Origin of the sequence: Rhodovastum atsumiense (assembly GCF_937425535.1) — a bacterium.
Classification (GTDB): Bacteria; Pseudomonadota; Alphaproteobacteria; order Acetobacterales; family Acetobacteraceae; genus Rhodovastum; species Rhodovastum atsumiense.
Genome location: NZ_OW485601.1, coordinates 3,268,253 through 3,292,829, shown reverse-complemented (window position 1 = coordinate 3,292,829; position 24,577 = coordinate 3,268,253). Strand labels below are relative to the sequence as shown.

At 68.8% G+C, this 24,577-nt stretch carries 21 protein-coding genes and 1 tRNA gene; 5 read left to right on the top strand and 17 right to left on the bottom strand.

All coding sequences use genetic code 11. The features are described from left to right. From kdpB to NBY65_RS15000, 3 genes are read right to left on the bottom strand one after another with little or no spacing between them, the layout of a single operon-like run. Positions 1–2,118, bottom strand: a complete 2,118-nt coding sequence (gene kdpB / locus NBY65_RS15010; protein WP_150041694.1) for a potassium-transporting ATPase subunit KdpB — start codon at positions 2,116–2,118, stop codon at positions 1–3. Between the two features lie 19 nt (positions 2,119–2,137). Next, on the bottom strand, positions 2,138–3,847 hold the full coding sequence (kdpA, locus tag NBY65_RS15005; protein ID WP_150041693.1) for a potassium-transporting ATPase subunit KdpA: 1,710 nt from the start codon (positions 3,845–3,847) through the stop codon (positions 2,138–2,140). A 7-nt stretch (positions 3,848–3,854) separates the two neighbouring features. After that, positions 3,855–3,944 (bottom strand): K(+)-transporting ATPase subunit F, encoded by a 90-nt coding sequence (locus NBY65_RS15000; RefSeq protein ID WP_150041692.1) that lies wholly within the window; start codon positions 3,942–3,944, stop codon positions 3,855–3,857. A 343-nt stretch (positions 3,945–4,287) separates the two neighbouring features. On the opposite strand from NBY65_RS15000, the gene NBY65_RS14995 reads away from it, so the two are divergent. Then, positions 4,288–5,817: a CYTH and CHAD domain-containing protein gene (locus NBY65_RS14995; RefSeq protein WP_150041691.1), complete on the top strand. Its 1,530-nt coding sequence runs from the start codon at positions 4,288–4,290 to the stop codon at positions 5,815–5,817. A gap of 56 nt (positions 5,818–5,873) precedes the next feature. Here the strand turns inward: NBY65_RS14995 and NBY65_RS14990 are convergent, their stop codons facing one another. The 11 genes from NBY65_RS14990 to NBY65_RS14940 form a co-directional block, all read right to left on the bottom strand. Continuing rightward, entirely contained in the window at positions 5,874–6,512 is a 639-nt protein-coding gene (locus NBY65_RS14990) for a hypothetical protein (RefSeq protein ID WP_150041690.1), read from the bottom strand. Between the two features lie 230 nt (positions 6,513–6,742). After that, a complete protein-coding gene (locus tag NBY65_RS14985) occupies positions 6,743–8,182 on the bottom strand; it encodes a diguanylate cyclase (RefSeq protein ID WP_150041689.1) in 1,440 nt (479 codons plus the stop codon). A gap of 263 nt (positions 8,183–8,445) precedes the next feature. Further along, positions 8,446–9,114 carry an amino acid ABC transporter permease gene (locus NBY65_RS14980; RefSeq protein WP_150041688.1) on the bottom strand — a complete coding sequence of 223 codons (669 nt, stop codon included), beginning with the start codon at positions 9,112–9,114 and terminating at the stop codon, positions 8,446–8,448. Positions 9,115–9,135: 21 nt separating this feature from the next. Beyond that, complete coding sequence (locus NBY65_RS14975) at positions 9,136–9,981, bottom strand: transporter substrate-binding domain-containing protein (protein ID WP_150041687.1); 846 nt, start codon at positions 9,979–9,981, stop codon at positions 9,136–9,138. A gap of 13 nt (positions 9,982–9,994) precedes the next feature. Next, positions 9,995–10,696, bottom strand: coding sequence for an ABC transporter ATP-binding protein (locus NBY65_RS14970; RefSeq protein ID WP_250265677.1), 702 nt, complete (start codon positions 10,694–10,696; stop codon positions 9,995–9,997). After that, entirely contained in the window at positions 10,680–11,411 is a 732-nt protein-coding gene (locus NBY65_RS14965) for an ABC transporter ATP-binding protein (protein WP_150041685.1), read from the bottom strand. The genes NBY65_RS14970 and NBY65_RS14965 overlap by 17 nt, the downstream gene beginning before the upstream one ends. After that, positions 11,395–12,384 (bottom strand): branched-chain amino acid ABC transporter permease, encoded by a 990-nt coding sequence (locus tag NBY65_RS14960; protein ID WP_150041684.1) that lies wholly within the window; start codon positions 12,382–12,384, stop codon positions 11,395–11,397. The genes NBY65_RS14965 and NBY65_RS14960 overlap by 17 nt, the downstream gene beginning before the upstream one ends. After that, on the bottom strand, positions 12,384–13,259 hold the full coding sequence (locus tag NBY65_RS14955) for a branched-chain amino acid ABC transporter permease (protein WP_203330526.1): 876 nt from the start codon (positions 13,257–13,259) through the stop codon (positions 12,384–12,386). Before NBY65_RS14955 ends, NBY65_RS14960 begins: the two co-directional genes overlap by 1 nt. A gap of 6 nt (positions 13,260–13,265) precedes the next feature. After that, entirely contained in the window at positions 13,266–14,516 is a 1,251-nt protein-coding gene (locus NBY65_RS14950; protein ID WP_150041683.1) for an ABC transporter substrate-binding protein, read from the bottom strand. A gap of 188 nt (positions 14,517–14,704) precedes the next feature. Continuing rightward, positions 14,705–14,780 (bottom strand) — tRNA-His (locus NBY65_RS14945). Positions 14,781–14,801: 21 nt separating this feature from the next. Beyond that, complete coding sequence (locus tag NBY65_RS14940; RefSeq protein WP_150041682.1) at positions 14,802–16,010, bottom strand: aminotransferase; 1,209 nt, start codon at positions 16,008–16,010, stop codon at positions 14,802–14,804. 364 nt (positions 16,011–16,374) lie between these two features. Between NBY65_RS14940 and NBY65_RS14935 the strand changes: the two genes are divergently transcribed. From NBY65_RS14935 to NBY65_RS14925, 3 genes are all read left to right on the top strand, one after another. After that, complete coding sequence (locus NBY65_RS14935) at positions 16,375–16,713, top strand: P-II family nitrogen regulator (RefSeq protein ID WP_150041681.1); 339 nt, start codon at positions 16,375–16,377, stop codon at positions 16,711–16,713. A 192-nt stretch (positions 16,714–16,905) separates the two neighbouring features. Then, on the top strand, positions 16,906–18,333 hold the full coding sequence (gene glnA, locus NBY65_RS14930) for a type I glutamate--ammonia ligase (protein ID WP_150041680.1): 1,428 nt from the start codon (positions 16,906–16,908) through the stop codon (positions 18,331–18,333). 284 nt (positions 18,334–18,617) lie between these two features. Further along, the gene (locus tag NBY65_RS14925) at positions 18,618–19,319 is read left to right on the top strand and encodes an outer membrane protein (protein ID WP_150041679.1); all 702 of its coding nucleotides are present in this window, start codon (positions 18,618–18,620) and stop codon (positions 19,317–19,319) included. 22 nt (positions 19,320–19,341) lie between these two features. Here the strand turns inward: NBY65_RS14925 and NBY65_RS14920 are convergent, their stop codons facing one another. Together NBY65_RS14920 and NBY65_RS14915 are read right to left on the bottom strand one after the other, a co-directional pair. Then, positions 19,342–19,737, bottom strand: a complete 396-nt coding sequence (locus NBY65_RS14920) for a response regulator (protein WP_150041678.1) — start codon at positions 19,735–19,737, stop codon at positions 19,342–19,344. Positions 19,738–19,750: 13 nt separating this feature from the next. Next, the gene (locus NBY65_RS14915; RefSeq protein ID WP_162530619.1) at positions 19,751–23,050 is read right to left on the bottom strand and encodes an ATP-binding protein; all 3,300 of its coding nucleotides are present in this window, start codon (positions 23,048–23,050) and stop codon (positions 19,751–19,753) included. 461 nt (positions 23,051–23,511) lie between these two features. Between NBY65_RS14915 and NBY65_RS14910 the strand changes: the two genes are divergently transcribed. Further along, positions 23,512–24,057 carry a cytochrome b gene (locus NBY65_RS14910; protein WP_150041677.1) on the top strand — a complete coding sequence of 182 codons (546 nt, stop codon included), beginning with the start codon at positions 23,512–23,514 and terminating at the stop codon, positions 24,055–24,057. On the opposite strand, the gene NBY65_RS14905 is transcribed toward NBY65_RS14910, so the two are convergent. Further along, positions 24,054–24,380, bottom strand: coding sequence for an ArsR/SmtB family transcription factor (locus tag NBY65_RS14905; RefSeq protein WP_203330525.1), 327 nt, complete (start codon positions 24,378–24,380; stop codon positions 24,054–24,056). The genes NBY65_RS14910 and NBY65_RS14905 overlap by 4 nt on opposite strands. Positions 24,381–24,577 lie beyond the last annotated feature (197 nt).

Below are 24,577 nucleotides of genomic sequence, written 5' to 3'. Positions count from 1 at the left end.
TTACGCGAGGCCGATGGCGCTGACGAGCATGTCGATCAGCTTGATGCCGAGGAACGGCGCCACCAGCCCGCCGAGCCCATAGACCAGCAGGTTGCGCCGCAGCAGCGCCGCCGCGCCGACCGCGCGATAGCGCACCCCCTGCAGCGACAGCGGGATCAGCGCCACGATGATCAGCGCATTGAAGATGATGGCCGAGAGGATGGCGCTCTCCGGTGTCGCCAGCTTCATGACGTTGAACGCCTGCAGCTGCGGGTAGAAGGCGACGAACATCGCCGGGATGATGGCGAAATACTTGGCCACGTCGTTGGCGATGCTGAAGGTGGTCAACGCCCCGCGCGTCATCAGCAACTGCTTGCCGATCTCGACGATCTCGATCAGCTTGGTCGGGTCGCTGTCGAGATCGACCATGTTGCCGGCCTCGCGCGCGGCCATGGTGCCGGTGTTCATCGCCACCCCGACATCGGCCTGCGCCAGCGCCGGCGCGTCATTGGTGCCGTCGCCGCACATCGCCACCAGCTTGCCCTGCGCCTGTTCCTTGCGGATCAGCCCGAGCTTTGCCTCCGGCGTCGCCTGGGCGAGGAAATCATCCACCCCGGCCTCGGCGGCGATGGCGGCGGCGGTCAGCGGATTATCGCCGGTGATCATCACCGTGCGGATGCCCATCCGCCGCAGCTCGGCGAAGCGTTCGCGGATACCGCCCTTGACGATGTCCTTGAGGTGGATGACGCCGAGCAGCCGCCGGCCCTCCGCCACCGCGAGCGGCGTGCCGCCGGCATTGCTGATCCGCTCGGCGATGGCGCGCAGCTCGCGCAGGCTTGCCTCCGGCACCGGCAGCGCATCCGCAGCGGGCGCCGTGACATGGGCGATGACGGCATCCACCGCACCCTTGCGGATGCTGCGCCCGTCGACATCGACGCCGCTCATGCGCGTCTGCGCCGAGAACGGCACGAAGGTCGCGTGCAGCGGCGCCATGTCGCGCCCGCGCAGGCCATGCGTCTCCTTGGCGAGCACGACGATGGAACGCCCCTCGGGGGTTTCGTCCGACAGCGAGGCGAGCTGCGCGGCATCGGCCAGTTCGCGCGCATCCACGCCGGAGAGTGGCACGAAGGCACTGGCCTGGCGGTTGCCGAGCGTGATCGTGCCGGTCTTGTCGAGCAGCAGCGTATCCACATCGCCCGCGGCCTCCACCGCGCGCCCCGACATCGCCAGCACGTTGAAGCGCACCAGCCGATCCATGCCGGCGATGCCGATCGCCGAGAGCAGCGCGCCGATCGTGGTCGGGATCAGCGTGACGAACAGCGCCACCAGCACCAGCACGGGGATCTCGCCCCCGGCATAGGCGGCGAAGGAAGGAATGGTGGCGACCGCGAGCACGAAGATCAGGGTCATGCCGGCGAGCAGGATGTTCAGCGCGATCTCGTTCGGCGTCTTCTGCCGCGCGGCGCCTTCCACGAGCGCGATCATGCGGTCGAGGAAGGTGCTGCCGGGGGCGGCGGTGATGCGCACGCGGATCCAGTCGGACAGCACCTGGGTGCCGCCGGTAACGGCCGAGCGGTCGCCGCCGCTCTCGCGGATGACGGGCGCGGATTCGCCGGTGATGGCGGCTTCGTTGACGCTGGCCACGCCTTCGATGACCTCGCCGTCGCTCGGGATGATGTCCCCGGCCTCGACCAGCACGATGTCACCCTGGCGCAGCTCCGGGGCCGGGACCGGCTGCCACAGCCCGGTGGCGGCGTACTGGCCGCTGCTGCCGGGCAGCAGCCGCTTCGCCTGCGTCTCGGTGCGGGCGCGCCGCAGCGTCGCCGCCTGCGCCTTGCCGCGGCCTTCGGCCACCGCCTCGGCGAAGGTCGCGAACAGCACGGTGAACCAGAGCCACAGATTGACCTGCAGCGCGAAGCCGAGCCCCGGCCGTCCCGCGACGGCGTCACGCAGCAGCAGCAGCGTGGTCAGCGTCGCCACCACCGCGACGACGAACATCACCGGGTTGCGCCAGAGCAGCCGCGGATCGAGCTTGCGGAACGCCTGCCCGATCGCCGGCACCAGGATCGCCGGATCAAGCAGCGTGGCGGCGCCGCGGTCACGCCGCAGCGGCGGCTTCGCGGCATCGATATCGGTCATGATATCCATGGCGGGGGCCTCAGAACTGGCTGCCGCTGGCGAGCGCGACGTGCTCGACCAGCGGACCGAGGGCAAGGGCGGGGAAGAAGGTCAGCCCGCCGACGATCAGGATGACACCAACGACAAGGCCGACGAACAGCGGGCCATGCGTGGGGAAGGTGCCGGCGGATGGCGGCAGCGTCTTCTTGGCGGCGAGCGAACCGGCGATGGCCAGCGCCGGAATGATGACGAAGAAGCGCCCGATCAGCATGCCGAAGGCAAGCGTGACGTTCCACCACGGCGTGTTGGCCGAAAGCCCGGCGAAGGCGCTGCCGTTGTTGGCGGCGGCGGAGGTATAGGCATAGAGCGCCTCGGTGAAGCCGTGCGGGCCGGGGGCGGAGATCGCGGCCGCGGCCCCGGGCAGCACCACGGCGAAGGCAGTGAATCCGAGGATCGCCAGTGGCAGGGAGAGGATGGCGAGCATGGTCATCTTGACCTCCTTCGCCTCGATCTTCTTGCCGAGATATTCCGGCGTGCGGCCGACCATCAGCCCGGCGACGAACACGGCGACGATGGCGAACAGCAGGAAGCCATACAGGCCGGAGCCGACGCCACCGAAGATGATCTCGCCCAGCATCATGTTGACCAGCGGCACCGCGCCGCCGAGCGGCAGGAAGCTCTCGTGCATGGCGTTGACCGCGCCGCAGGAGGCATCGGTGGTAACGGTGGCGAACAGCGCCGAGAGCGCGGTGCCGAAGCGCACCTCCTTGCCTTCCATGTTGCCCATCGCCGGATCGACGCCGAGCGCGGTCAGCAGCGGATTGCCCTGCGCCTCCGACCAGTAGGCGACCGCCACGCCGGCGGCGAACAGCACGAACATGGCGGCGAACACCGCCCAGCCCTGGCGCCGGTCGCCGACCATGCGCCCGAACATGGAGGTCAGGCCAGCGCCGATCGTGAAGATGGCGAGCATCTGGATCAGATTGGTCAGCGCCGTCGGGTTCTCGAAGGGATGCGCGGAATTGGCGTTGAAGAAACCGCCGCCATTGGTGCCGAGCATCTTGATCGCTTCCTGCGAGGCGACCGGGCCGAGCGCGATGACCTGCTTCGCCCCTTCCAGCGTGGTGGCGCCCACCGCGCCGCCGAGCGTCTGCGGCACGCCCTGCCAGACGAACACCAGCGCGATCACCAGCGAGAGCGGCAGCAGCACGTACAACGTGATGCGCACCAGGTCGGCCCAGAAATTGCCGATGGTGGCGGCGGAGCGGCGGGCGAAGCCACGCACCACGGCAACCGCGATGGCGATGCCCGCGGCGGCCGAGACGAAGTTCTGCACGGTGAGCCCGGCCATCTGCGAAAAGTAGGACATCGTCGTCTCGCCGCCGTAGCTCTGCCAGTTGGTGTTGGTCAGGAAGCTGACGGCGGTGTTGAAGGCGAGATCCGGGGCCACGGCAGACTGCCCATCCGGATTGAACGGCAGCAGGTCCTGCAGGCGCAGCAGCGCATAAAGCAGGACGAGGCCCGCGACCTTGAAGGCCAGCATGGCGGCGGCATAGGCCAGCCAGCCCTGCTCGCGCGCCGGGTCGATGCCGGCAAGGGCATAGAGCCCGCGTTCCAACGGCCCCAGCACCGGCGAGAGCAGGGTGCGGCGCCCCTCGACGACAGCGGTGAGGTACGCCCCGACAGGCGCGGTCAACGCAATCACCAGCGCGCCGAACAGCGCGATCTGAACCCATCCGTTGAGGGTCATGGCGCGCTCAGAACCGCTCGGGACGCAGCAGCGCCCATACCAGGTAGACGAACAGGCCGGTCGCGACGAGCGCGGCCAACACATGGTCGAGTGTCATGACGCGGTCTTCCTACAGATCGTTGCAGGCCAGGGCGTAGCCAAAGCAAAGCACCAGGAAGGCGACGCCTGCGACCATGAACAGCAGGTCAGGCATGGGATTCCCCCGAATGGTGAACCCCGCCAAGCTCGGCAGGACCGCATAGGAATTCGAGAGGGAGCCCGTGCGACGGGCATATGAATCTCATAGGATTCGCCCACGCGTAGCGTTCATAAAACTGAAAGCAAACAGCTTTCCGGCGCGTCTCCCTGGCATCCGCCACGACAAAAGCGCCTCGGCCGAGGTTTCGTTCCTACAAGGGATTGGCTAAGCATCGTTCACGGACACGGAGCGTTGGCCTGCCATGAACGACGAGCAACAGTCCCAACCGATCGAGCTGGAGATCAAGTTCAGCGTCCCCACGGGGGCGGAGACGGAGCTCGCGAATCATCCCGCCCTGCGCGCCGATGGCACCACGCCGCCGCAGACGCGCAGCGAGGTCACCACCTATTTCGACACGCCGGATTGCCGGCTGCGAGCGGGCGCCGCCTCGCTGCGCGTGCGTCGCCGCGGCGAGCAGCGCGTGCAGACCCTGAAGCTGCCCAGCGCCACCGCGACGGCGTTCGGCCGGGCCGAATGGGAATGGCCGGTGCACGGGGAAGTCCCCGACCTGCGCTGCCTCGCCGAAACGCCGCTTGGCACGAAACTGAGCCATCGCGACGAACTCGGGGCGGTCTTCACCAGCGAGATCCAGCGGACCACCTACATCGTCCGGATCGACGATGCCACCATCGAAGCCGCGCTGGATCTCGGGGTCATCCGGGCGGGCGAGGCCACCGAGGAGGTGCGCGAACTGGAGCTCGAACTCAAGGATGGGTCGGCCGCGTCGCTCTATCGCCTCGCCACGGCGTTGCAAAGCAGCCTGCAACTGACGCTGGGGGCGGAAAGCAAGGCGGATCGCGGCTGGCGCCTGCGCACCGGCCGGACGCGTGGCCCGGTGAAGCAGCCGGACATCCGGCTGGAACCCGACGTCACCGCCGCCGTCGCCTTCCGCCACATCGTCGCCACCTCCCTGGCCAATCTGCTGGCCAACCAGCCCGCGGCGCTGATCGGCGAGATCGAGGGGATCCATCACATGCGCGTGGCGATCCGTCGCCTGCGCGCCGTGCTGGCCCTGTTCCGCCCGCATCTCGAGCCGCATGCCGAGGCCCGTTTCACCGCGGAACTGCGGCGCATCGGCAGGGTCCTCGGCGAGGCGCGGGACTGGGACGTGTTCTGCGCGGAAACCCTGGTGGCGGCCGGGGAAGACGGGGTGCCCGCCTCCTTGCTCGACCTGCTGCGCGGCCCGGCCGAAGCCCGGCGGGACGAGGCCCATCGCGAGGTGGTGGCGGAGCTGAACGGCCCGGCCTTCACCTCGCTCGTGCTCGGCCTGGCCGCCTGGGCCGAGGACGCGGCGACGCTCGCCGCCCCGCCCTCACGGGAAGCGATGCAGTTGCTGATGGCCGATCTCGCCCCCCTGCTGGAAGCGCGGCTCGCGCGCAAGGCGCTGCGGCGTGGCCGGCACATCCGCGGACGCACCGCGGAGGAGCTGCACGCCCTGCGCAAATCGCTCAAGAAGCTCCGCTACGGCATCGAGTTCATGGCGCCGCTGCACCGGCGCAAGCAGGTGAAGGCGTATCTGCGCGGCTGCAAGGCGCTGCAGGAACAGCTCGGCGCCCTCAACGACGGCACCATGGCGGTGCGGATGGGCGAGGAACTGGGCGAGGATCGTGTTGCCGCGCTCGCCCCCGCGATCGCTGCCCTGGCGAACTGGGCGCAGGCGCGCCGCGCGCGGGCACTGAAGCATCTGCCTGATGGCTGGAATGCCTTCAAGACTGTGCAACTGCCGACATAGCCCGCATGCCGCATCCGGCTTCACCCTGGCGAGGGTGAAGCCGGGATCGGCAAAGCTCAGCCGAACAGCCGCTCGTAGGCGGTCTGCGCCATCCGGAAATCCGGCAGGTCGCCCTCGTCCATCACCGGCGCGGCGCTGCCCCCGGCGACGCCGGTTTCTCCGTGCATGCGCGAGAGCTGCAGATCATTCAGCACGTCCGCTCCGCTCAGCCTGCCGAGCCGCAGAATGCCGTCGCTGTCGGAACTGACCCCGTACGCCGCGAGCTGGGCCACCGACCAGGGCGCTGCAAGGTCGTTCGACTCAGCCGCCGTCTCCATGGACCGGTTCGCCGGCTCGTCCGTGGCGGGGGCGCCGGTGGGATCCAGCGCGGCCACGATGGTCTGGCCGACTCCGTCGAGATCGATGCCGGCGGCCTTTTCCGCCGCCACGGTGGCAAGATTGATGGCAGCCCCGATCGGCCCGCCGAGCAGGCCGCTGACGACGATCGACCCCACCCGCCGCATCGCCTCCGGGATCTGGTCCCCGGTCAGGGCACGGTAGATCGTGCCGGCCACGGGAACGTACTGCAGCGGGTTGAGCGCCGACAGCACGTCGCGGAAGGACAGCCCCCCTTCTTCGACGGCGGGCCGCCTGGCCTGTTGTTGCGGGAATGGCATGGGCGCGGCTCCGGCCGGCGTGATCACCAGATCGCTCATGCCATCCACCGTGGCGACAGCTTGGTCTGCAACTCATCCCCCGCTTCGCGAACGGCTGACCGCGGACATGAACCGATCCAGCGCCATGCCGGTCGATCCGCGCACCTGCGAAGTCCAGGCGCTGAATCGCCAATTAACGGGCAAGATGTCAACGAAAAACGCAACCTATTGGTGTATTTTTATTTGCTTATATTATCTGCTCCCGAAATATCCACGGCGGGCAACCATCATCAATTCTGGCCATGCTGCGCCGACATGAACACAGGCGCGCCGGCAGCGGCGCAGGCACGGTCGCGCCCTCCATTCTTGGCCCGGTACAGGGCCATGTCGGCACGGTGCAACAAGGCATCCCGGGTATCGCTCCCCTGCAGGGTCGAAACACCGGCGCTGACCGTGTGCCGCCATCCCGTCTCGAAGGCATGGCCCCGGACCGCGGCGCAGAGATGGTCCGCCATGGCCAGTGCCTCGGCGGCGCCGGTTCCGGGGCACAGGACCAGGAACTCCTCGCCGCCCCAGCGTCCCACCGTATCGGTCTTCCGGATGGTCGCCTTGATGATCTTCGTGAAGGCAACCAGAACCCGGTCGCCCATCAGGTGTCCGAACCGGTCGTTGACCGCCTTGAAATGGTCGAGGTCGAGCATGATGACCGAAAGGGCACGTCCCTGTCGCGCACATCGCCCGATTTCCTCGCCGAGCAGGGCGTCCAGCGCGGCCCGGTTGCACAGCTCCGTCAGGCGATCCGTCCGGGACATGAGCCGCAGCCGGGCATTGGCCTGGCGCAGCCGCATCGCCCAGGCCAGGCCGCCCGACAGGATCGCCAGGAAGGCCAGCACGATGTTGCGGATCAGCCCGTAGTCGATGCCGGTATGCACGTTGATCGCCACATGCCGGTTGGCGATCTGGTTGCGCTCCTGCGGCGTGATGGTCGCGATCCCCCGGTTCAGGATATCGCGCAAGCCGGCGCGATCCTTGCGCACGCCCACCCGCAGCCGGTTTTCGTAGCCCGGCACCTGCCCCGAGATCTTCAGGTTGAACCAGCCCTCCTTCTTGATGGTGTAGACCGCGATCGTCAGCGACCGCATGGTCATGTCGGCCTTGCGGCCCGACACCATGGCGAAGGCATCGGCCTCGCTTTCGGTGGTGATGACGCTCAGATTCGGGAAGTCCCGCCGGACGCCCTCCTCGATGGAAGTTCCTTTCGGCAGCACGATGGTTTCGTGGGACAGGGCGGCCAGGTCATCGACGTAGAGATGCTCTTCGCGGGTGATGATGACATTCGTGTCGATGAAGATCGGTTCGGTGAAGACCAGCCATTCGTCACGCTTCGGCGTCCGGTTGAGGAAACTGAGCAGGTCGCAGTCGCCGCGCCTGGACGCGGCGATGCTGTCCTCCCAGTCCCGGGTCGGCACGAGCTGCAGCCTCAGGCCGGCGCGGTCGGCGGCAAGCCTCAGCAGGTCGGCGGCGATCCCTTCATGGATGCCAGCCTGGTTGATGATCTCATACGGCGCCCAGTCCGGATCGACACAGAAACGAACCGGTCCGATTCCCCCCGCCCCCGCCCGGCCATGTCCGGTAGCGGCGCTGCCAGGCCATCCCGGCAGCAGGGACAGTGTCACCAGAAGCGCCGACAGGTACTTCCTGGCAGGGGATGGTGGCGGGGTCGGGGCCATCCGGATGTCCGTGTGGGGGATGACGTTGCACACGTTCTGGCCAGGACACGGGGCAAGCGCTCGCCGGACACCATGGCGAACCGGACCCGGGCCATGTGCCGTTCACGCGCAGACATGGTCGACTCATTCTCCCTTCGGTTCAAGGCCGAAAGGAAGCATATCAATACACTTGCAAAACAATGCAGGCCCGGACAAGGCCCCTCACACCAGCCCTCCCCGGCCGCGACGGCGGCGACCGCCGCGACCGGAAGCGGGCCGGTCCTTTACCTCGGCCCCCGGCCCAGCCTTCCCTCGTAGTACTGCGCCAGCAAGGTGGCCGGGAACAGCAAAATGAAATAAACCACCGCCACCATCGTGTACGTCTCCAGCGGACGATAGGTATCGGCGGTGATCAGTTGCCCCTGGTACAGCAGGTCGGGCACGGCGATGACCGAGACCAGCGAGGTGTTCTTCAACTGGATGATCGACTGGTTCATGAAGGGCGGTACCATCCGCCGGATCGCCTGCGGCAGCACCACCAGCCGCATCAACTGCCACCGCCCCAGCCCGAGCGCCCGCGCCGCGTCCCACTGCCCCTGCTCGATCGAGACGATGCCGCCCCGGAAGATCTCGGCGTAGAAGGCCGCAGTGTAGCAGGACAGCACCGCCACCGCGGCCACCACCGCGGGGATCTGCACCCCCAGCAGCACCGGCAGCGCGTAGTAGAACCACACGATCTGCACCAGCAGCGGGGTGCAGCGGAACGCCTCGATGAAGGCGATCAACGGCCAGTTGACCAGCCGCGAGCGCGACAGCCGCGCCATGCCGATCAGCAGCCCCAGCACCAGCCCGAGCAGGATGGTGCCGAAGGTATAGGCCAGCGTCACCTCGATCCCGGTGACGAACAGCGCCTGATAGCGCCAGAGGAAGCCGAAGCTCCACTCGTACTGCATCGGCTCGCTCCGGCCGGGCGGTCAGAAGGACAGCTCGGGCGGGATGTCCTCGGGCCGGGCGCCGGACTTGAGGATGCCCTGGATCATCCATTCGCGGATCTGCCCGGTGCCGCGGTTCATGTCGATCCAGGCATCCACCACCTCGCGGAAGCGGGTGTCCGGCTCGCGCTGCACGCCCAGGCTGCTCGGCAGCGCGATCAGCGGCGTGGTCAGCAGGCGGAAGCTGCCCAGGCCGGGATTCTTGGCCAGCGCCGCCAGCGCCAGCATCGCCGCCAGCACGTTCACGTCCGCCCGCCCCGATTGCAGCGCCAGCAGCGCCTCGTCGCGGTTGCGATAGGCGGTGATCTGGGCCTTCGGCGCGAAGCGGCGCGCCGCCACCTCGTTGGTCGAGCCGAGGTCGCAGGAAATGCGCACATCCGGGCGGTTGATGTCGGCCCAGCTGGAGGGCAGGAACCCCTTCTTGGCCAGCACGCCATAGGGATGCACGATCACCGGCCGGGTGAAGCCGATCGACAGCGCCCGTTGCGGCGTCGGCGCCAGCGCGAAGGCAAGGTCCACCTTGTTGGCCTGCAGGTCGAGCACCGAGTTGCCGTAGGTGCTTTCCACGTATTCAAGCTTCGCGTTCCACACGGAAGCGATGCTCTTCGCCATCTCGATCGCCGAGCCGGTCCACTCGCCGGTGGCGAGATCCCGGAAGAAATAGGGCATCTCCCCGGGCAGCACGGCGATGCGCAGCACTTTTGTGCGGGTGACCCGCTCGAAGGTGCTCTCGGGCGCGTCGGCCCGGGCGCGGCCGATGAAGAAGCCGCTCACCGCAACCGCGGCAGCGGCGGTCGCGAGCCCACGACGTGACAACCGGTTGGTCATCGTTTTCCTGTCCTTACAATCCCAGGTAGGCCCGCCGCACCGCCGCATCGGCGGCGATGTCACGCGCCGGCCCCGCCATCACCACGCGCCCGGTTTGCAGCACATAGGCGCGATCGGCAATCTCCAGCGCCTCGGCGAGGCGTTGTTCCACGAGCAGGACGGTCATGCCGAGCGCGCGGATGCGCCCGACCGCGGCCAGGATGTCGTCGACCAGCCTGGGCATGATGCCCTGGCTCGGCTCGTCCAGCATCAGCAGCCGCGGCTGCGTCATCAGCGCGCGGCCGATCGCCAGCATCTGCTGCTCGCCCCCCGACAGCGTCTCCGCCCGCTGGCGCAGCCGCTCCTGCAGCCGGGGAAACAAGGAGAACACCAGTTCAAGCGGCCGGAACCGATCGGGATCGCCCCGTTTCGCATAGGCGCCGAGCCGCAGATTGTCCTCCACCGACAGGCGGGGGAACAGCCGCCGCCCCTCCGGCACCAGGCCGATGCCAAGTCGCGCCACCTCGTGCGCGCGCAACTTCCGCAGGTCCTGCCCCTCGAAGGCGATCTCGCCGCTGGTCGCGACCTGCCCGGCGATCGCCTTCAGCAGCGTCGACTTGCCGGCGCCGTTGGCGCCGACCACCGCCACCACCTCGCCCTTCGCCACGTCCAGCTCGACGCCCTGCAGCGCCTTCAGCCCCCGGTAGCTCGCCGAGACGTCACGCAGCCGGAGCATATTTCTCTCCCAGATAGGCGCGGATGACCTCGGGGTTGCGCACGATCTCGGCGGGCGAGCCGATGGTCAGCACCCGCCCGAGATTGAGCACCACCGCGCGGGAGACCAGCGGCAGCACCACCTCCATCACGTGTTCCACCATGATGATGGTGACGCCGCGCGCCTGCACGTCGCGCACCAGCTGCACCCCGGCCTGCGCCTCGGTCGGCGTCAGCCCGGTCAGCATCTCGTCCAGCAGCAGCAGGCGCGGCCCGGTAGCGAGCGCGCGCGCCACTTCCAGCCGCCGTTTCTCCGGCGGCGAGAGCGACCAGGCGGGCCGGTCGATGCGCCCGGTCAGGCCGCAGAAATCGATCGTCTCCTCGGCCAGCGCCATCGCCGCGCGGGTGCGGCGGGCGCGGGCGAAGGCGCCGACCATGACGTTTTCCAGCACCGTCATCGAATCGAAGCTGCGCACCACCTGGAAGGTGCGGGCGATGCCCCGCGCCGCGCAGGCCACCGGGCCGAGCCCGGAGACGCGCACGCCCTCCAGCCGGATCTCGCCACGATCGGGCGTGACCTCGCCGCTGATCGAATTGAACAGCGAAGTCTTGCCCGCGCCGTTCGGCCCGATCAGGCCGAGAATCTCGCCTTGCCCGACATCGAAGCTGATATCGACATTGGCGGCGACGCCGCCGAAGGACTTGCTGAGTTCGCGGACCTCAAGCAGCGCGGGCATCGTCGCCTCCCCCTCGCCTGCCGAGCAGGCTGACCAGGCCCTGCGGCCGCGCCAGCGCCACCAGCACGATCAGCGCGCCGTACAGCATCAGGTCGACGCCCCGGCCGGAGCCGCCGAGATAGGATCGCGACAGCTCGCTCAGCGGGATCAGCAGCGCCGCCCCCAGCAGCGGCCCCCACAGCGTGCCCACCCCACCGAGCACCGCCGGCAGCGGGATCAGGATCGAAAGCGTGCCGGCCATGACGCTGTCCGGATCGATATAGCCGACGTACTGGGCATAGATCGCCCCGCCCATGCCGGTGAAGAACCCGCTGATCGCCGCCGCCGCCATCTTGGAGGGGAAGATGCGCACCCCGAGCGAGCGCGCCGCGGTCACGTCGTCCTTCACCGCGCGCCAGGAAAACCCCCAGCGCGAGCCCTCGATCACCCAGGCGGCGATCCAGGTCAGCGCCAGGAAGCCAAGCGCCACGTAATGGTACGGCAGCTTCGCGGTGCGGAACTGCAAAGCGAGCCAGGATTCGCCCTGGAACGGCACGTAGACCCCGGTTGCCCCGCCGACGAAGTCCCAGTTCAGGAACAGCAGCCAGCCGATCTCGCCCACCACCACGGTGGCGATGGCGTAATAATGGCCGGAGAGCCGGAAGCAGGGCCAGCCGACCAGCAGCGCGCCCAGCCCGCCGACCGCCCCGCCCACGACCATGCCGAACACCGGCGGCACGCCGAGTCGCACGAACAGCAGCGTCGAGGCATAGGCGCCGAGGCCGAAATACAGCGCATGCCCCAGGCTGATCTGGCCGCAATACCCGCCCAGGATGTTCCAGGCCTGCGCCAGCCCGGCGAACAGCAGGGTGATGATGATCAGGTTCCGCGTGTACACGTCGCCGATCGGCAGCGGCAGCACCGCCAGGGCCGCCAGCACGATGACGCCGCCGAGCAGCTCGGCGCGGCGGCGCCGCAGGATGGCATTGTCCATCAGATCCGCCCCAACAGGCCGCGCGGGCGGACCGTCAGTACCACAAGGTAGATCGCGAACATGCCCACCTGCTTGAGCGACGGCTCCAGCAGCAGCGCGGTCAGCGCCTCCACCTGCCCGATCAGCAGCCCCGCCACCAGCGCACCGGCGAGGCTGCCGAAGCCGCCGAGCGCCACCGTCACATAGGCGATCAGCGCGAAATTGGCGCCGACATTGGGCGAGACGTAATAGAACGTCGCCAGCATCACCCCGGCGATGCCCACCGCCGCCGCCCCCAGCCCCCAGCCGAGGGCGAAGATGCGGTCACGGTCGATGCCGATCAGCGCCACCGCCTCGCGGTCTTCCCGCGTCGCTTCCAGCGCGCGGCCGAACTCGGTGCGGTTGATCAGCAGCAGCGCGCCGAAGGCGGCGAGGCACACGAGGCTCGCCGCCACCTGCGGCAAGGGCAGGAACACCTCGCCCACCGCCAGCGTGCGGCCCGCCACCACCCCGGAAGTGATGGAATGGAACTCGCCGCCGAAGGCGAACTGGGCCAGGCCGCGCAGGAAGATCGCCAGCCCGAAGGTGACGAAGATCTGCACCATGCCGCGATTGAACTGCACCGACAGGGCGCGGGCGATCAGCCCCCGGTACAGCGTCATCCCCACCCCGAACAGCAGCAGCGCCACGACGGGCAGCAGCAGCAGCGGATCGACGCCCGACAACTCCCACAACACGAAGGCCGCGTACATGGCCAGCATCAGCAGCTCGCCATGCGCGAAGTTCACCACGTCCATCAGGCCGAAGATCAGGCTCAGCCCGGCGGCGACCAGGGCATAGATCAGCCCCATCAGCAGGCCGCCGATCGCGGCCTGCAGCAGAATGTTGGGATCCACCGTGCCCTAGCCGCCCACGTTCCACTGCGCCTCGACCGAGGCGATGTCGAACGGATAGACGGTGCGGTAGACGCCGCTGGTGATCTGCTGGATCACCGGGGTTGCCTCCACGTTCTGGCCGGATTCGTCGAACCGCACCCCCTTCCAGGGCACGATGAGCTGCACGCCCGGCACCGCCGTCTCGGTCAGCGCCTTGCGGATCGCCGCCGGATTGGCCGCGCCGGCACGGTTGATGGCGTCCGCGAGCACCTGCAGCGACGTCACCTGCCGCGCGGTGTTGTCGTTGAGGTCCTTGCCGCTGCGGGCACGATAAGCTGCGTTCACTGCGGGAATCGCCGGCCGGGCCTTGACGGCGTCGCCCGCGTAGGAAGACCGGCTGAACACGCCTTCCGCCAGCGCGCCCGAGGCCTTGATGAAATCGGGCTCCTGGAAGCCGGCAGCCTGGGCCATGATGGCACGCGGGTGGTAGCCGATCTCGTTCATCGCCCGCAACATCAGGATGGCATCGTTGGTGTAGCTGGTCGGCATCACCACGTCCGCGCCCGCCGCCTTCAGCCGCTGCGCCTCGGTCGACAGCGAGGGCGAATTGGCGCGGTACTTGACCTCGGCGGCCACCCGGATGCCGGCTTCCTGCGCCAGCTTGCGCTGCACGTTGCTGGAATCGACGCCGAAGATCGAATCCTCGTAGATCAATGCGACCGATTTCACCGGCCGGCCGGTCTTCTTGCCGATATCACGGAAGAAGTCGAACATCGCCTCGGTGAACATCTCGTCGTGGGGCGAGGTGCGGAAATACCATTTCAGGCCGCGCCGGTGCAGGCTCGGCGAGGAATTGTCCATCGAGATGTAGGGCACTTCATAGCGCTCGGCGACCTGGCTGATGGTCGCCGCGGTGGCCGAGGTGTAGCTGCCGATCAGCACCGGCACCTTTTCCTGGGTGATCAGGCGCTCGGCCTCGGCGCGTGCCTTCTGCGGGTCGTTCTGGTGGTCGGCCATGACCACGCGGATCTTCGCCCCGCCCAGCGCCGGCAGCCCGCCGCCATTGCCCATCAGCATCGGAATCGGCGGGTGCGTCCCGTTGATCAGCTCGGCGGTGGCCTCCAGCGCGGCCTTGGCGTCATTGCCGATCGGGGCGGCATTGCCGCTCATCGGGTAGATTGCGCCAATCACGACCTCCTCGGCCGCAGCGGCGCGTCGCGACGCAGCACCGGCCAGCGCGAGGGCACCAGCCGACATCAGCAGTTTCCTGCGTTCCATGGTCTTTCTCCCCAACGGCGATCCCAGCCCCGCGGAAAGCAATGCACGTGCCACGTTGACTGGCAAGGGAGCCTGTAGGGCGGATCAGCGAAGCGCCATGCGCCATTGCAACCATCTGCAAGGTCGCCGGCTTGCGTTGGCGGACTACGTCCGCCCTACATCACATGACGAAAGGGGAAAGACCGGGATGGGGCGAGCGATGGGACTCGAACCCACGGCATCCAAGACCACAACCTGGCGCTCTACCAACTGAGCTACGCCCGCCATACCCGGTGGAGGCGGGGTCTACGCCGAACGTGCCCGCTCCGTCAACGTGCCATTCGTCATGGCCGTGCTGCCGGCGAAATGCCGGGACAGGCGGTCCAGCGCGGCCTGCAGCACCTCCGGGCGCTTGCAGAAGGCGAAGCGGGCGTAGTGGCCGGGGGCGTTGCCTTCGTAGAAGGCGCTGACCGGGATGGCGGTGACGCCGGCCTGTTCGGTGATGTGCCGGCAGAACGCCACGTCGTCGCCATTATAGCCGAGCGGGGTGAAATCCACGGTCACGAAGTAGCTGCCCCGCACCGGCAGCACCCCGAAGCCGATCCGCGCCAGCCCCTCGGCCAGCAGGTCGCGCTTGGCGGCAAGCCCGGCGGCGAGGTCGTGGAAATAGGCGTCCTCCTTGCCCAGGCCGAGCGCGACCGCCCGCTGCAGGTTGGGGGGCGTGGTGAAGGTCAGGTTCTGGTGGGCCTTGGCCGCCACCCCCGCGAGCGCCCGGCAGGCGGTGATGTAGCCCACCTTCCAGCCGGTCAGGGAGAAGGTCTTGCCGGCGCTGCCCACCCGCAGGCAGCGCTCGCGCATGCCCGGCAGGCTCATCAGCGGGATGTGGCGCCAGCCATCATAGGTCAGGTGCTCGTAGACCTCGTCGCAGACGGCATAGGCGTCGTGGCGCTGCAGCAGCTCGGCGATGAAGGCCAGTTCGGCGGCGGTGAACACCTTCCCGGTCGGGTTCATCGGGGTGTTCAGCAGGATCGCCTTGGTCTTCGGGCCGAAGGCGGCGGCCAGTTCGGCGCGCGGTAGATCCCAGGATGGGGGCTGCAGCCGCACCAGCCGCGGGACGGCGCCGAGCAGCCGTACCACCGGCAGGTAGGTGTCGTACAGCGGCTCGATCAGCACCACCTCGTCACCCGGGTCGAGCAGGGCCATCAGGCAGGCGGTGATCGCCTCGGTGGCGCCGGAGGTCACCACCACCTCACTGGCCGGATCGACCGGGATGCCCCAGAATCGGGCGTTGGCGGCGGCGACTGCCTCGCGCAGCTCCGGCAGGCCGGTCATCGGCGGGTACTGGTTGCGCCCGTCCAGCAGCGCTTCGGCGGCGGCACGGACCACGTCCTCCGGCCCGTCGGTGTCGGGGAAGCCCTGGCCGAGATTGATCGCCTGGTGCTGCACGGCGAGCGCCGACATGACGGTGAAAATTGTCGTTCCGGTAGCGGAAAGCAGGGCGTTCGGCGACTTCACCGCATTTTTCCTCGCCGGCCGGCGGAACGGGACGCGTCCGGCCGGAAGGAGCGGCGCCCGGGAATGGGACGGGAAGAGTATGCGCAGCCTTGCCCCCGGCTTCAACGCCTGCGCCGCAATGCGCGCCCGCCTGCCCCGAAATCAGGCAGCCACGCCCAAGAGGCGGGCGGTGCGCCTGCCCAAGACGGTGGCAAAGCCGGCGCCACGGCACCGTTGCCGGGTGGCACGCTTCGTGCAAACCTGCGCGACCGCTCTCCTCTGGTCAGGACGGGCGGCAGCGAAGGCTCTTGACTCGGCGCCGCCGCCGCAGCCACGGGGTGGTCGATCCAGTAGGAGGGGGCCCGGTCCGCCGGGCCAGTTGTGCATGAAGAAGATCGAGGCGGTCATCAAGCCGTTCAAGCTGGACGAGGTGAAGGAGGCGCTGCACGAGGTCGGCCTGCAAGGCATCACGGTCGTCGAGGCCAAGGGTTTCGGCCGGCAGAAGGGCCACACCGAGTTGTATCGGGGGGCGGAATACGTGGTGGATTTCCTGCCCAAGGTGAAGGTCGAGGTGGTCTGCGAGGACGACGTCGTGGAACGCGCGGTGGAGGCGATCACCAACGCCGCCCGCACCGGTCGCATCGGCGACGGCAAGATCTTCGTCAGCTCCATCGAGGAAGTGGTGCGCATCCGCACCGGCGAGCGCGGCGAGGACGCCATCTGACATGGATCGCCGCCGCAGGACGATGGCCGCGTGCCACTCTCCCCGGCGAACGATCCGGCCACCGACGGCACTACGGAAACTGAGAAACCGGCTTTCGGCCCCTTCGCGAAGCACGTAAAGGGGCCGCTGACGGGGGCCGCGTGGGGCGGCCTCCCTGCGCCGTCCAACGGCGCGTGGACGAGGGACTGAGGAATGGTGAAGAACACTGGCGAAGACGGCGTCGCCAAGGTACTGGAGCTGATCAAGGAGCACTCGGTCGAATACGTCGACCTGCGCTTCACCGATCCCCGCGGCAAGTGGCAGCACACCGCCCAGCACGTCTCGACGATGGACGAGGATGCCTTCCGCGACGGCATCATGTTCGACGGCTCCTCGATCGCCGGCTGGAAGGCGATCAACGAATCCGACATGATCCTGATGCCGGACGCCGCGAGCGCGGTGCTGGACCCGTTCGCCGCCAAGCCGTCGCTGATCATCTTCTGCGACATCATCGAACCCTCGACCGGCCAGCCCTATAACCGCGACCCGCGCAGCACCGCCAAGAAGGCCGAGCAGTACGTTGCCTCCTCGGGCATCGGCGACGCCGTCTTCTTCGGCCCGGAAGCCGAATTCTTCGTCTTCGACAGCGTCAAGTTCGGCACCGGCCCGAACTACGGCATCTACCAGCTCGACAGCCAGGAAGGCCCGCAGGCCAGCCTGAAGGACTACCCCGAAGGCAACATGGGCCATCGCCCGGTCGTCAAGGGCGGCTACTTCCCGGTTCCGCCGGTCGATTCGGAAAGCGACCTGCGCGCCGAGATGCTCTCGACCATGGGCGAGATGGGCCTGACCATCGAGAAGCACCACCACGAGGTCGCGCAGTCCCAGCACGAGCTGGGCATGAAGTTCGGCCCGATGGTGCAGATGGCCGACCAGCTCCAGATCTACAAGTACGTCATCCACAACGTCGCGCACAGCTACGGCAAGACCGCGACCTTCATGCCGAAGCCGATCTATGGCGACAACGGCTCGGGCATGCACTGCCACCAGTCGATCTGGAAGGCCGGCAAGCCCCTGTTCGCGGGCAACGGCTACGCCGACCTGTCGGAGACGGCGCTGTACTACATCGGCGGCATCATCAAGCACGCCAAGGCCATCAACGCCTTCACCAACCCGAGCACCAACAGCTACAAGCGCCTGATCCCGGGCTTCGAGGCGCCGGTGCTGCTGGCCTACTCGGCCCGTAACCGCTCGGCCTCCTGCCGCATCCCGTATGCGACCAACCCGAAGGCCAAGCGCGTCGAAGTGCGCTTCCCCGACGCCGCCGCCAATCCGTACCTCGCCTTCGCGGCGATGCTGATGGCCGGCCTCGACGGCATCCGCAACAAGATCCATCCGGGCGACCCGATGGACAAGGACCTGTACGACCTGCCGCCGGAAGAGCTGAAGGACATCCCGACGGTGTGCGGCAGCCTGCGCGAGGCGATCGGCGCGCTGGAAGCCGACCACGAGTTCCTGCTCGCCGGCGACGTGTTCTCGGTCGACCAGATCCAGAGCTACATCGAGCTGAAGTGGGCCGAGGTGTACAAGTTCGAGCACACCCCGCACCCGGTCGAGTTCGAGATGTACTACTCGGTCTGAGCGGACACTCCGCCCGACCATCGGCCCGCGGACCCAGGTCCGCGGGCACCGTGCCTGCCGCACCCGCCCGCGTCCCCGACGCGGGCGGGTTGCTGTCTGCAGGCAGCCGGGCGGACGCGGGCAGAACCACCCCGCCGCAACACAATCAGAGTCATTGCGGTTATTTTCTTGCGCCCGCCAGGCAATTGCCGGATTTCTACCATTGACTTATTTTGATAATATACAATTCAATCGCAGACATTTTCCGTCACATTGAAACGCGATCCTGCGGAATTGGAGTGTCCATGCGCCGGACCGGAGTCCTCCTTGCCCTCACCGCCGCCACGCTGTCTGCCGAGGCTTCCGGGCAAACCAGGCCAGGCAGTTTCATCAGCATGCAGATCGGCCCCAACCTCGTCACCTACCGCACCATCCAGGGGGTGCAGCTTCCCTCCGCCACCGGTTCGGGACGCGGCACCAACCTGGGATTCGAACCGGGCATCGCCGGCACGGTGGCGGCAGGCCAGGCGTTCGGCGACGGTCTGCGCGCGGAGCTGGAAGCCAGCGTCCGCAGCGACGGCTTCGCCGGCTCGCCGCGCGCGACGGGCACCGAGCTGAAACTCGGGGTGATGGCGAATCTCTATTATGATTTCGACGTGAGCCGCCTCGGGCTGTCCGGCATGGTGCCGTATCTCGGCGGCGGCATCGGCTGGATGCGCACGCGTTGGAACGATGTGCGGCTGTCGGGGCAGGGGCTGCTGCTGGAGATGAACGACAGCGTCGATTCCCTGGCCTTGCAGGGAATGACCGGCGCGGCCTTCCCGATCACGGACAGCCTCAGCCTGACCACGGAGTACCGCTTCACCGCCCTGCCCATGGACCAGAAATTCGCGACCCGCCTCACCAGCATGGCCGGCACCGCGACCCCGATGATGAAGATCACGGGGGAAAACAACCACGCGGTCCTGCTGGGGATGCGCTACAGCTTCGGCAACCTGCTGCGCTGATGCGGCACCGGGGGACGGCGGATCAGGCGCCGTCGAGCGTCATCCTGCGGCCGGTCAGGGTCCCCAGCAGCGCGGCCAGTGCCTCGCCGCCGAAGGGTTTCTGCACCCAGGGCCGGTCATGGAACCGCGCCTCGATACTGTCCCGGCCATAGCCGGTAACGAAGGCGAAGGGCACGCCCAGCTCCGCCAGCGCATCGGCCACCGGATAGCCGCGCTCGCCATAGCCGAGATTGACATCGAGCACCGCCGCGTCGATCCGCTCCGCCGCCACCAGGCGCAACGCCGCCGCCACCGTCGCCACCGGCCCGACCACGTCGCAACCGAGGCCGATCAGGATGTCCTCGGCGAGCATGGCGATCAGCGTCTCGTCCTCAAGCAACAGCACCCGCAACCGCCCTGGCGCGGCGGACTCCCCCATTACGGCTTCTCCATCATGCGGCCTGCCCGGCAAGATCGAGCGGAAACGCGATCATGCATCGCAGCCCGGTGGAATCGAAGCGCAACTGTGCTTCTCCGTGTAACTCCTTGGCCAGCCCCCCCTCGATCAGCCGCGCCCCGAAGCCGCGCCGCACCGGCAGGCGCGGCACGGGCCCACCCGTCTCCGCCCACAGCAGGCGCAGTTGGCGCTCCCCCTCCGCATCCGGCACGATCGTCCACGACACCTCCACCTGCCCGGTCTCGTTGGAGAGGGCACCGTGCGTGGCAGCGTTGGCGGCCAGCTCGTGGAAGGCCATGCCGAGCGCCTGCACCGCCTTCGGCCCCAGCCGCACATGCGGCCCGCGACAGGCCACGCGCGCGGCGCCGGCGCGGCCGCACCAGGGCGCCAGCTTGCCCTGCAACAGGTCGCGCAGCGTCGCCCCCTCCCAGCAGGTGCGGGTCAGCAGGTCATGCGTCTGCGCGAGGCTCATCAACCGGCTGATGAAGCTCTCCCCGGGGGGGACGGCCGGATCCCGGCTGCGCAGGGTCTGCGTCGCGATCGACTGCACCGCCGCCAGCGTGTTCTTCACCCGGTGGTTCAGCTCGTCGATCAGCAGGCGCTGGCGGGCCTCCGCCCGCTTGCGCTCGGTGACGTCGCGGATGAACCCCACCATGTGCCGGCCGCGCCGCAACGGGTCCCGCACGAAATTGCCGTGCACCTCCGCGTCCAGCCAAACGCCGTCGCGGTGGCGCAGCCGGCATTCGTGACGGAACGGCTCGCCGGTCACGGCGGCATGCGCCACCGTTGCCCGCAGCGCCGCGCGGTCCTCGGGATGGATCAGCTCGCGCAATTGCGGCTTCTCCCCCAGCTCCTGGGCGCGCCAGCCCAGGATGCGCTCCAGCTCGTCGCCGAACACCGCCGTCTCGGTCTCGGCGTCCCAGTCGAACAGGACATGGCCGGAGGCACGCACCGCCGCCTCGTAGCGACCGCGCCAGGCGCGCAGCTCCGCCGAGGCCTCCCGCCGGATCCGCGCGAGTTCCAGATTGGCGCGCACGCGGGCCAGCAGTTCGCGCGCCGAGAACGGCTTGGCCAAGTAGTCGTCCGCCCCCGCCTCCAGCCCGTCGATGCGCGCCTCTTCCCCGGCGCGGGCCGAGAGCATGATCACCGGCAGGTCGCGCGTGCGCGGCCGCGCACGCAGCGCCCGCAAAAGGCCGAAGCCGTCGAGGCGCGGCATCATGACGTCGGTCAGCACAAGATCGGGCGGATCCGCCTCCGCCACCGCCAGCGCCGCCGCGCCGTCGGGCACCGCCGCCACCTCGTAGCGCCCTTCCAGCAGCCGGCGCAGGTAGTCGCGCACATCGGCGTTGTCGTCGGCCAGCAGCACGCGCGGGCGCGGGCCGCGCACTTCTTCTTCCTCCGGCGGCCCGGCCTCGGGCAGCACCACCCAGCCAGGCCCGTTGCGCGCCGGCAGGGCCTCCCCCGCCGCCGCCGGCAGCCAGCGCAGCGCCTCCTCGACGAAGGCGTCCGCCTGCATCGCCGTGGAGACCTGGCTGCGCCGCGCGCCGATCCGCTCGGCCGGCAGGTGCGCCGTGCCGGCCGGGATGGTCACCCGGAAGGTGCTGCCGCGTCCGGGCGTGCTCTCCACGGTGATGCCGCCGCCATGCAGCCGCACCAGTTCCTGCACCAGCGCGAGCCCGATGCCGCTGCCCTCCATGGTCCGCCCGGCCGCGCCCTCGACGCGGTGGAAGCGCTCGAACAGCCGCGGCAGCTCGGCCTCGGGAATGCCGATGCCGCTGTCGCGCACCGCCAGCTCCGCCCCCTGCCCGTCCCAGCGCAGCGACACGGCGATGCCGCCGGCAAGGGTGAACTTGAACGCGTTGGAGAGCAGGTTGAGGACGATCTTCTCCCACATGTCGCGGTCGACGAAGACCGGCTCGGGCAGGCGCGGGCAATCCACCTCCAGCCCCAGCCCGGCGCGCTCGCAGGCCGAGCGGAAATTGGCGGCGAGCGAGGCGGTCAGCGTGCCCAGCTCGACCGGCTCGTAGCTCGCCTGCACGCGGCCGGCCTCGACGCGCGAGAAATCGAGCAGGGTGTTGACCAGCCGCAGCAGGCGCAGGCCGTTGCGGTGGGCCAGCTCCAGCAGGGGCCGCGCCGATCCGGCCGCATCGGTGGCCAGCACTTCCTCGATCGGGCCGAGCATCAGCGTCAGCGGCGTGCGGAACTCGTGGCTGACATTGGAGAAGAACGTGGTCTTGGCCCGGTCCAGCTCGGCCAGCGCCTCGGCGCGGCGGCGTTCTTCCGCATAGGCGCGCGCATCGGCGAGCCCGGCGGCGACCTGCCCGGCCAGCAGCTCGATGAAGCCGCGATACTCCTCGTCCAGCGGACGGTACGGGTTGAGTGCCGCGACCAGGAAGCCGGCGCAGCGGGACTGGCCCTGCTGGGCGATCGGCAGCACCAGCGCACGCGCCGGCGGCTTGCGCCACGGCCCGCCCGGCAGGTCGCGGAACCGGGCGCTGAGGTCATCGACCTCCACGCCTCTGCCCCGTGCCAGCACCTCGGCCAGCTCCCACGGCCCGCCGCCCCCGTCCGCGAGCGCGATCGTGGCCGGCGCGGCCGGATGGTCGCGGCCGATGCCGCTGCAGCAAGCGAGCGTCGCCGCCTTGCCATCCGGGGCGAGCGTGTAGACCAGGCTGAACGGCAGGTCCGGGTTGCGCTCGCCGAGGCATTCCGCCAGCACCCCAAAGAACGCCTCCGGCGAGCGCATGCCGAGCGCGCGCGCGCCGAGTTCGCGCAGCAGCGCCAGGCGGCGTTCGCCGATGACGCGCCGCGTGTCCTCGGTGACCACGCAGAGCATGCCGCCCACGCCGCCCGCCCCATCCGGCAAGGGGCTGTAGGAGAAGGTGTGGAAGGTCTCCTCGGGAAAGCCCGAGCGCTCCAGGATCAGCCGCAGGCCCTCGTCATAGGTAGCCTCGCCGGTGCGCAGCACATGGTCGATGCGCGGGCCGATGGTGTCCCAGATCTCCGCCCAGACCTCGCGCGCCGGCGAGCCGAGCGCCCAGGGATGCTTCACCCCGAGCGTGGGACGATAGGCGTCGTTGTAGAAGAAGGTCAGCTCCTTCCCCCAGCCCATCCACATGGCGTAGCGGGAGCCGAGCATGATCTCCACGGTGGTGCGCAACGTCGCCGGCCAGCGCGCGATCGCGCCCGGCGTGGTGGCCTGCCACCCCTTGGCCCGGATCAGGCTCCCCATCTCGCCGCCGGAAAAGCTGAACGGATCGGGCGACCCGGGGGGCGCGGGCCCGGTCAACCGCATCGTTCGCCCGTGGGCCGCTCATTGGGGCTGGACGATGTTGCGGAGAAAGGAAGGCGATGCCGTGTGCGCACGATGATCTGCTGCCGGCTCCCGGTCAGGTCTCAGTCTGCAATATGGCAACATGCATGGGCGGGGCACCAGACACTGGCAGAATGCCGTTGCCCACAGCAGGGCGAATCCAACCCCACACCCGACTGTGACCCATCGGCGGGGCCTGCTTCGCCGCCAGGTTGGGGCTGGTAGACCCGCCAGGACAGGCGGGCCGGACGGAACGATGATCAGGCATGGAGGTCGCCCCCAACAGGATCCGCTGTCAACGCGGCCGGACGCCTCCGGTGGCAGGCGCCGGGCCGAGATGAACTGAAGCTGAACAATTCGCTCAGGCCCGGTTCAGCCAGGAACGGCCAGGGTGCGCCACGCGGTGGAACGATCCGCCCAGAGAGCTAAAAGGAGAGTCCTTCATGTCAGTTCCGCCTCCCGTCGCGACGGAGCGCTACGGCGTCGTCACCCGCGCCCTGCACTGGGGCACCGTCATCCTGGTGATCGCCGCCTGGGGCCTGGGGATCGTGCTGGAGGACATCCCACGCGAGCTGCGCGCCACCCCGGTCAGCATCCACTTCACCCTGGGCGTCACCATCCTGACCCTGGCCGCCCTGCGCGTGCTGTGGCGGCTGGCGGCGCGCGACCACCTGCCCGGCGAGCCCGGCCTGATGGGCCGCGTCCGCGATGCGATGCATCTGAGCCTGATCAGCATCCTCGTCGCCATGCCGGTGACCGGCCTGATGATGCCCTGGTCGCGCGGGCGCGACGTGGCGCTACTCGGCGGCGTCTCCATCCCCGCCCCCTTCACCGTGCCCGGCGGCGGGCTCTGGCACGGGACGCACGAGGTGCTGGCGTATCTGCTGGCGACCCTGGTGGCGGGGCATTTCGCGGCGGCGCTGTACCACCACCTGGTCATGCGCGACGGGGTGCTGCGCCGCATGCTGCCGGCGCGGCAGGCCGCTTAGCAGCCGGGCTTGCCGGCGCAGAACATGTCGTAGAGCACCTGCAGGATGGTGCGCACGCGGTCGGAAGCGATCCGGTAGTAGATCGTGGTCGCCTCCCGCCGCGTCGCCACCAGCCCTTCCTCGCGCAGCGTGCCGAGATGCCGCGACAGGTTCGACTGCGTCAGCCCCAGCCGGCGACTGAGATCCCCGGCAGACACCTCGCCCTCGATCAGCGTGCACAGCACCATCAGCCGGTGGCGGTTGGCGATCGAGCGCAGGAATGCCTCGGCGGCAGCGGCATGGGCCTCCATCTCGGCAACGGGCGCGGCGGGCACGTGGTTCATGGCAGCGGACTTCCTCGGGAGCATGCCCCCTGCCGGTACAGGCCGGGTCACGCGGCACGTCGGACTGGAACAGCGACAACGCCGGTTGGGCGACGATAAAACTTGAACATATTGTGAAATAGCTCGGCCGGCAAGATGAAAATGCCGTCCGGATAGTTACTTGAAAATTTCCTCAAATTTGATTAAACGAGGTCCAG

Coding starts and splice junctions, on each gene's coding strand:
- glnA (WP_150041680.1), top strand. CDS start 16,906: ATGGTGAAGAACACTGGCGAAGACGGCGTCGCCAAGGTACTGGAGCTG.
- NBY65_RS14980 (WP_150041688.1), bottom strand. CDS start 9,114: ATGCAGTACGAGTGGAGCTTCGGCTTCCTCTGGCGCTATCAGGCGCTG.
- NBY65_RS14905 (WP_203330525.1), bottom strand. CDS start 24,380: ATGAACCACGTGCCCGCCGCGCCCGTTGCCGAGATGGAGGCCCATGCC.
- NBY65_RS15000 (WP_150041692.1), bottom strand. CDS start 3,944: ATGACACTCGACCATGTGTTGGCCGCGCTCGTCGCGACCGGCCTGTTC.
- NBY65_RS14975 (WP_150041687.1), bottom strand. CDS start 9,981: ATGACCAACCGGTTGTCACGTCGTGGGCTCGCGACCGCCGCTGCCGCG.
- NBY65_RS14960 (WP_150041684.1), bottom strand. CDS start 12,384: ATGGACAATGCCATCCTGCGGCGCCGCCGCGCCGAGCTGCTCGGCGGC.
- NBY65_RS14920 (WP_150041678.1), bottom strand. CDS start 19,737: ATGGGGGAGTCCGCCGCGCCAGGGCGGTTGCGGGTGCTGTTGCTTGAG.
- NBY65_RS14915 (WP_162530619.1), bottom strand. CDS start 23,050: ATGCGGTTGACCGGGCCCGCGCCCCCCGGGTCGCCCGATCCGTTCAGC.
- kdpA (WP_150041693.1), bottom strand. CDS start 3,847: ATGACCCTCAACGGATGGGTTCAGATCGCGCTGTTCGGCGCGCTGGTG.
- NBY65_RS14935 (WP_150041681.1), top strand. CDS start 16,375: ATGAAGAAGATCGAGGCGGTCATCAAGCCGTTCAAGCTGGACGAGGTG.
- NBY65_RS14995 (WP_150041691.1), top strand. CDS start 4,288: ATGAACGACGAGCAACAGTCCCAACCGATCGAGCTGGAGATCAAGTTC.
- kdpB (WP_150041694.1), bottom strand. CDS start 2,118: ATGACCGATATCGATGCCGCGAAGCCGCCGCTGCGGCGTGACCGCGGC.
- NBY65_RS14910 (WP_150041677.1), top strand. CDS start 23,512: ATGTCAGTTCCGCCTCCCGTCGCGACGGAGCGCTACGGCGTCGTCACC.
- NBY65_RS14985 (WP_150041689.1), bottom strand. CDS start 8,182: ATGGCCCCGACCCCGCCACCATCCCCTGCCAGGAAGTACCTGTCGGCG.
- NBY65_RS14990 (WP_150041690.1), bottom strand. CDS start 6,512: ATGAGCGATCTGGTGATCACGCCGGCCGGAGCCGCGCCCATGCCATTC.
- NBY65_RS14925 (WP_150041679.1), top strand. CDS start 18,618: ATGCGCCGGACCGGAGTCCTCCTTGCCCTCACCGCCGCCACGCTGTCT.
- NBY65_RS14950 (WP_150041683.1), bottom strand. CDS start 14,516: ATGGAACGCAGGAAACTGCTGATGTCGGCTGGTGCCCTCGCGCTGGCC.
- NBY65_RS14970 (WP_250265677.1), bottom strand. CDS start 10,696: ATGCTCCGGCTGCGTGACGTCTCGGCGAGCTACCGGGGGCTGAAGGCG.
- NBY65_RS14965 (WP_150041685.1), bottom strand. CDS start 11,411: ATGCCCGCGCTGCTTGAGGTCCGCGAACTCAGCAAGTCCTTCGGCGGC.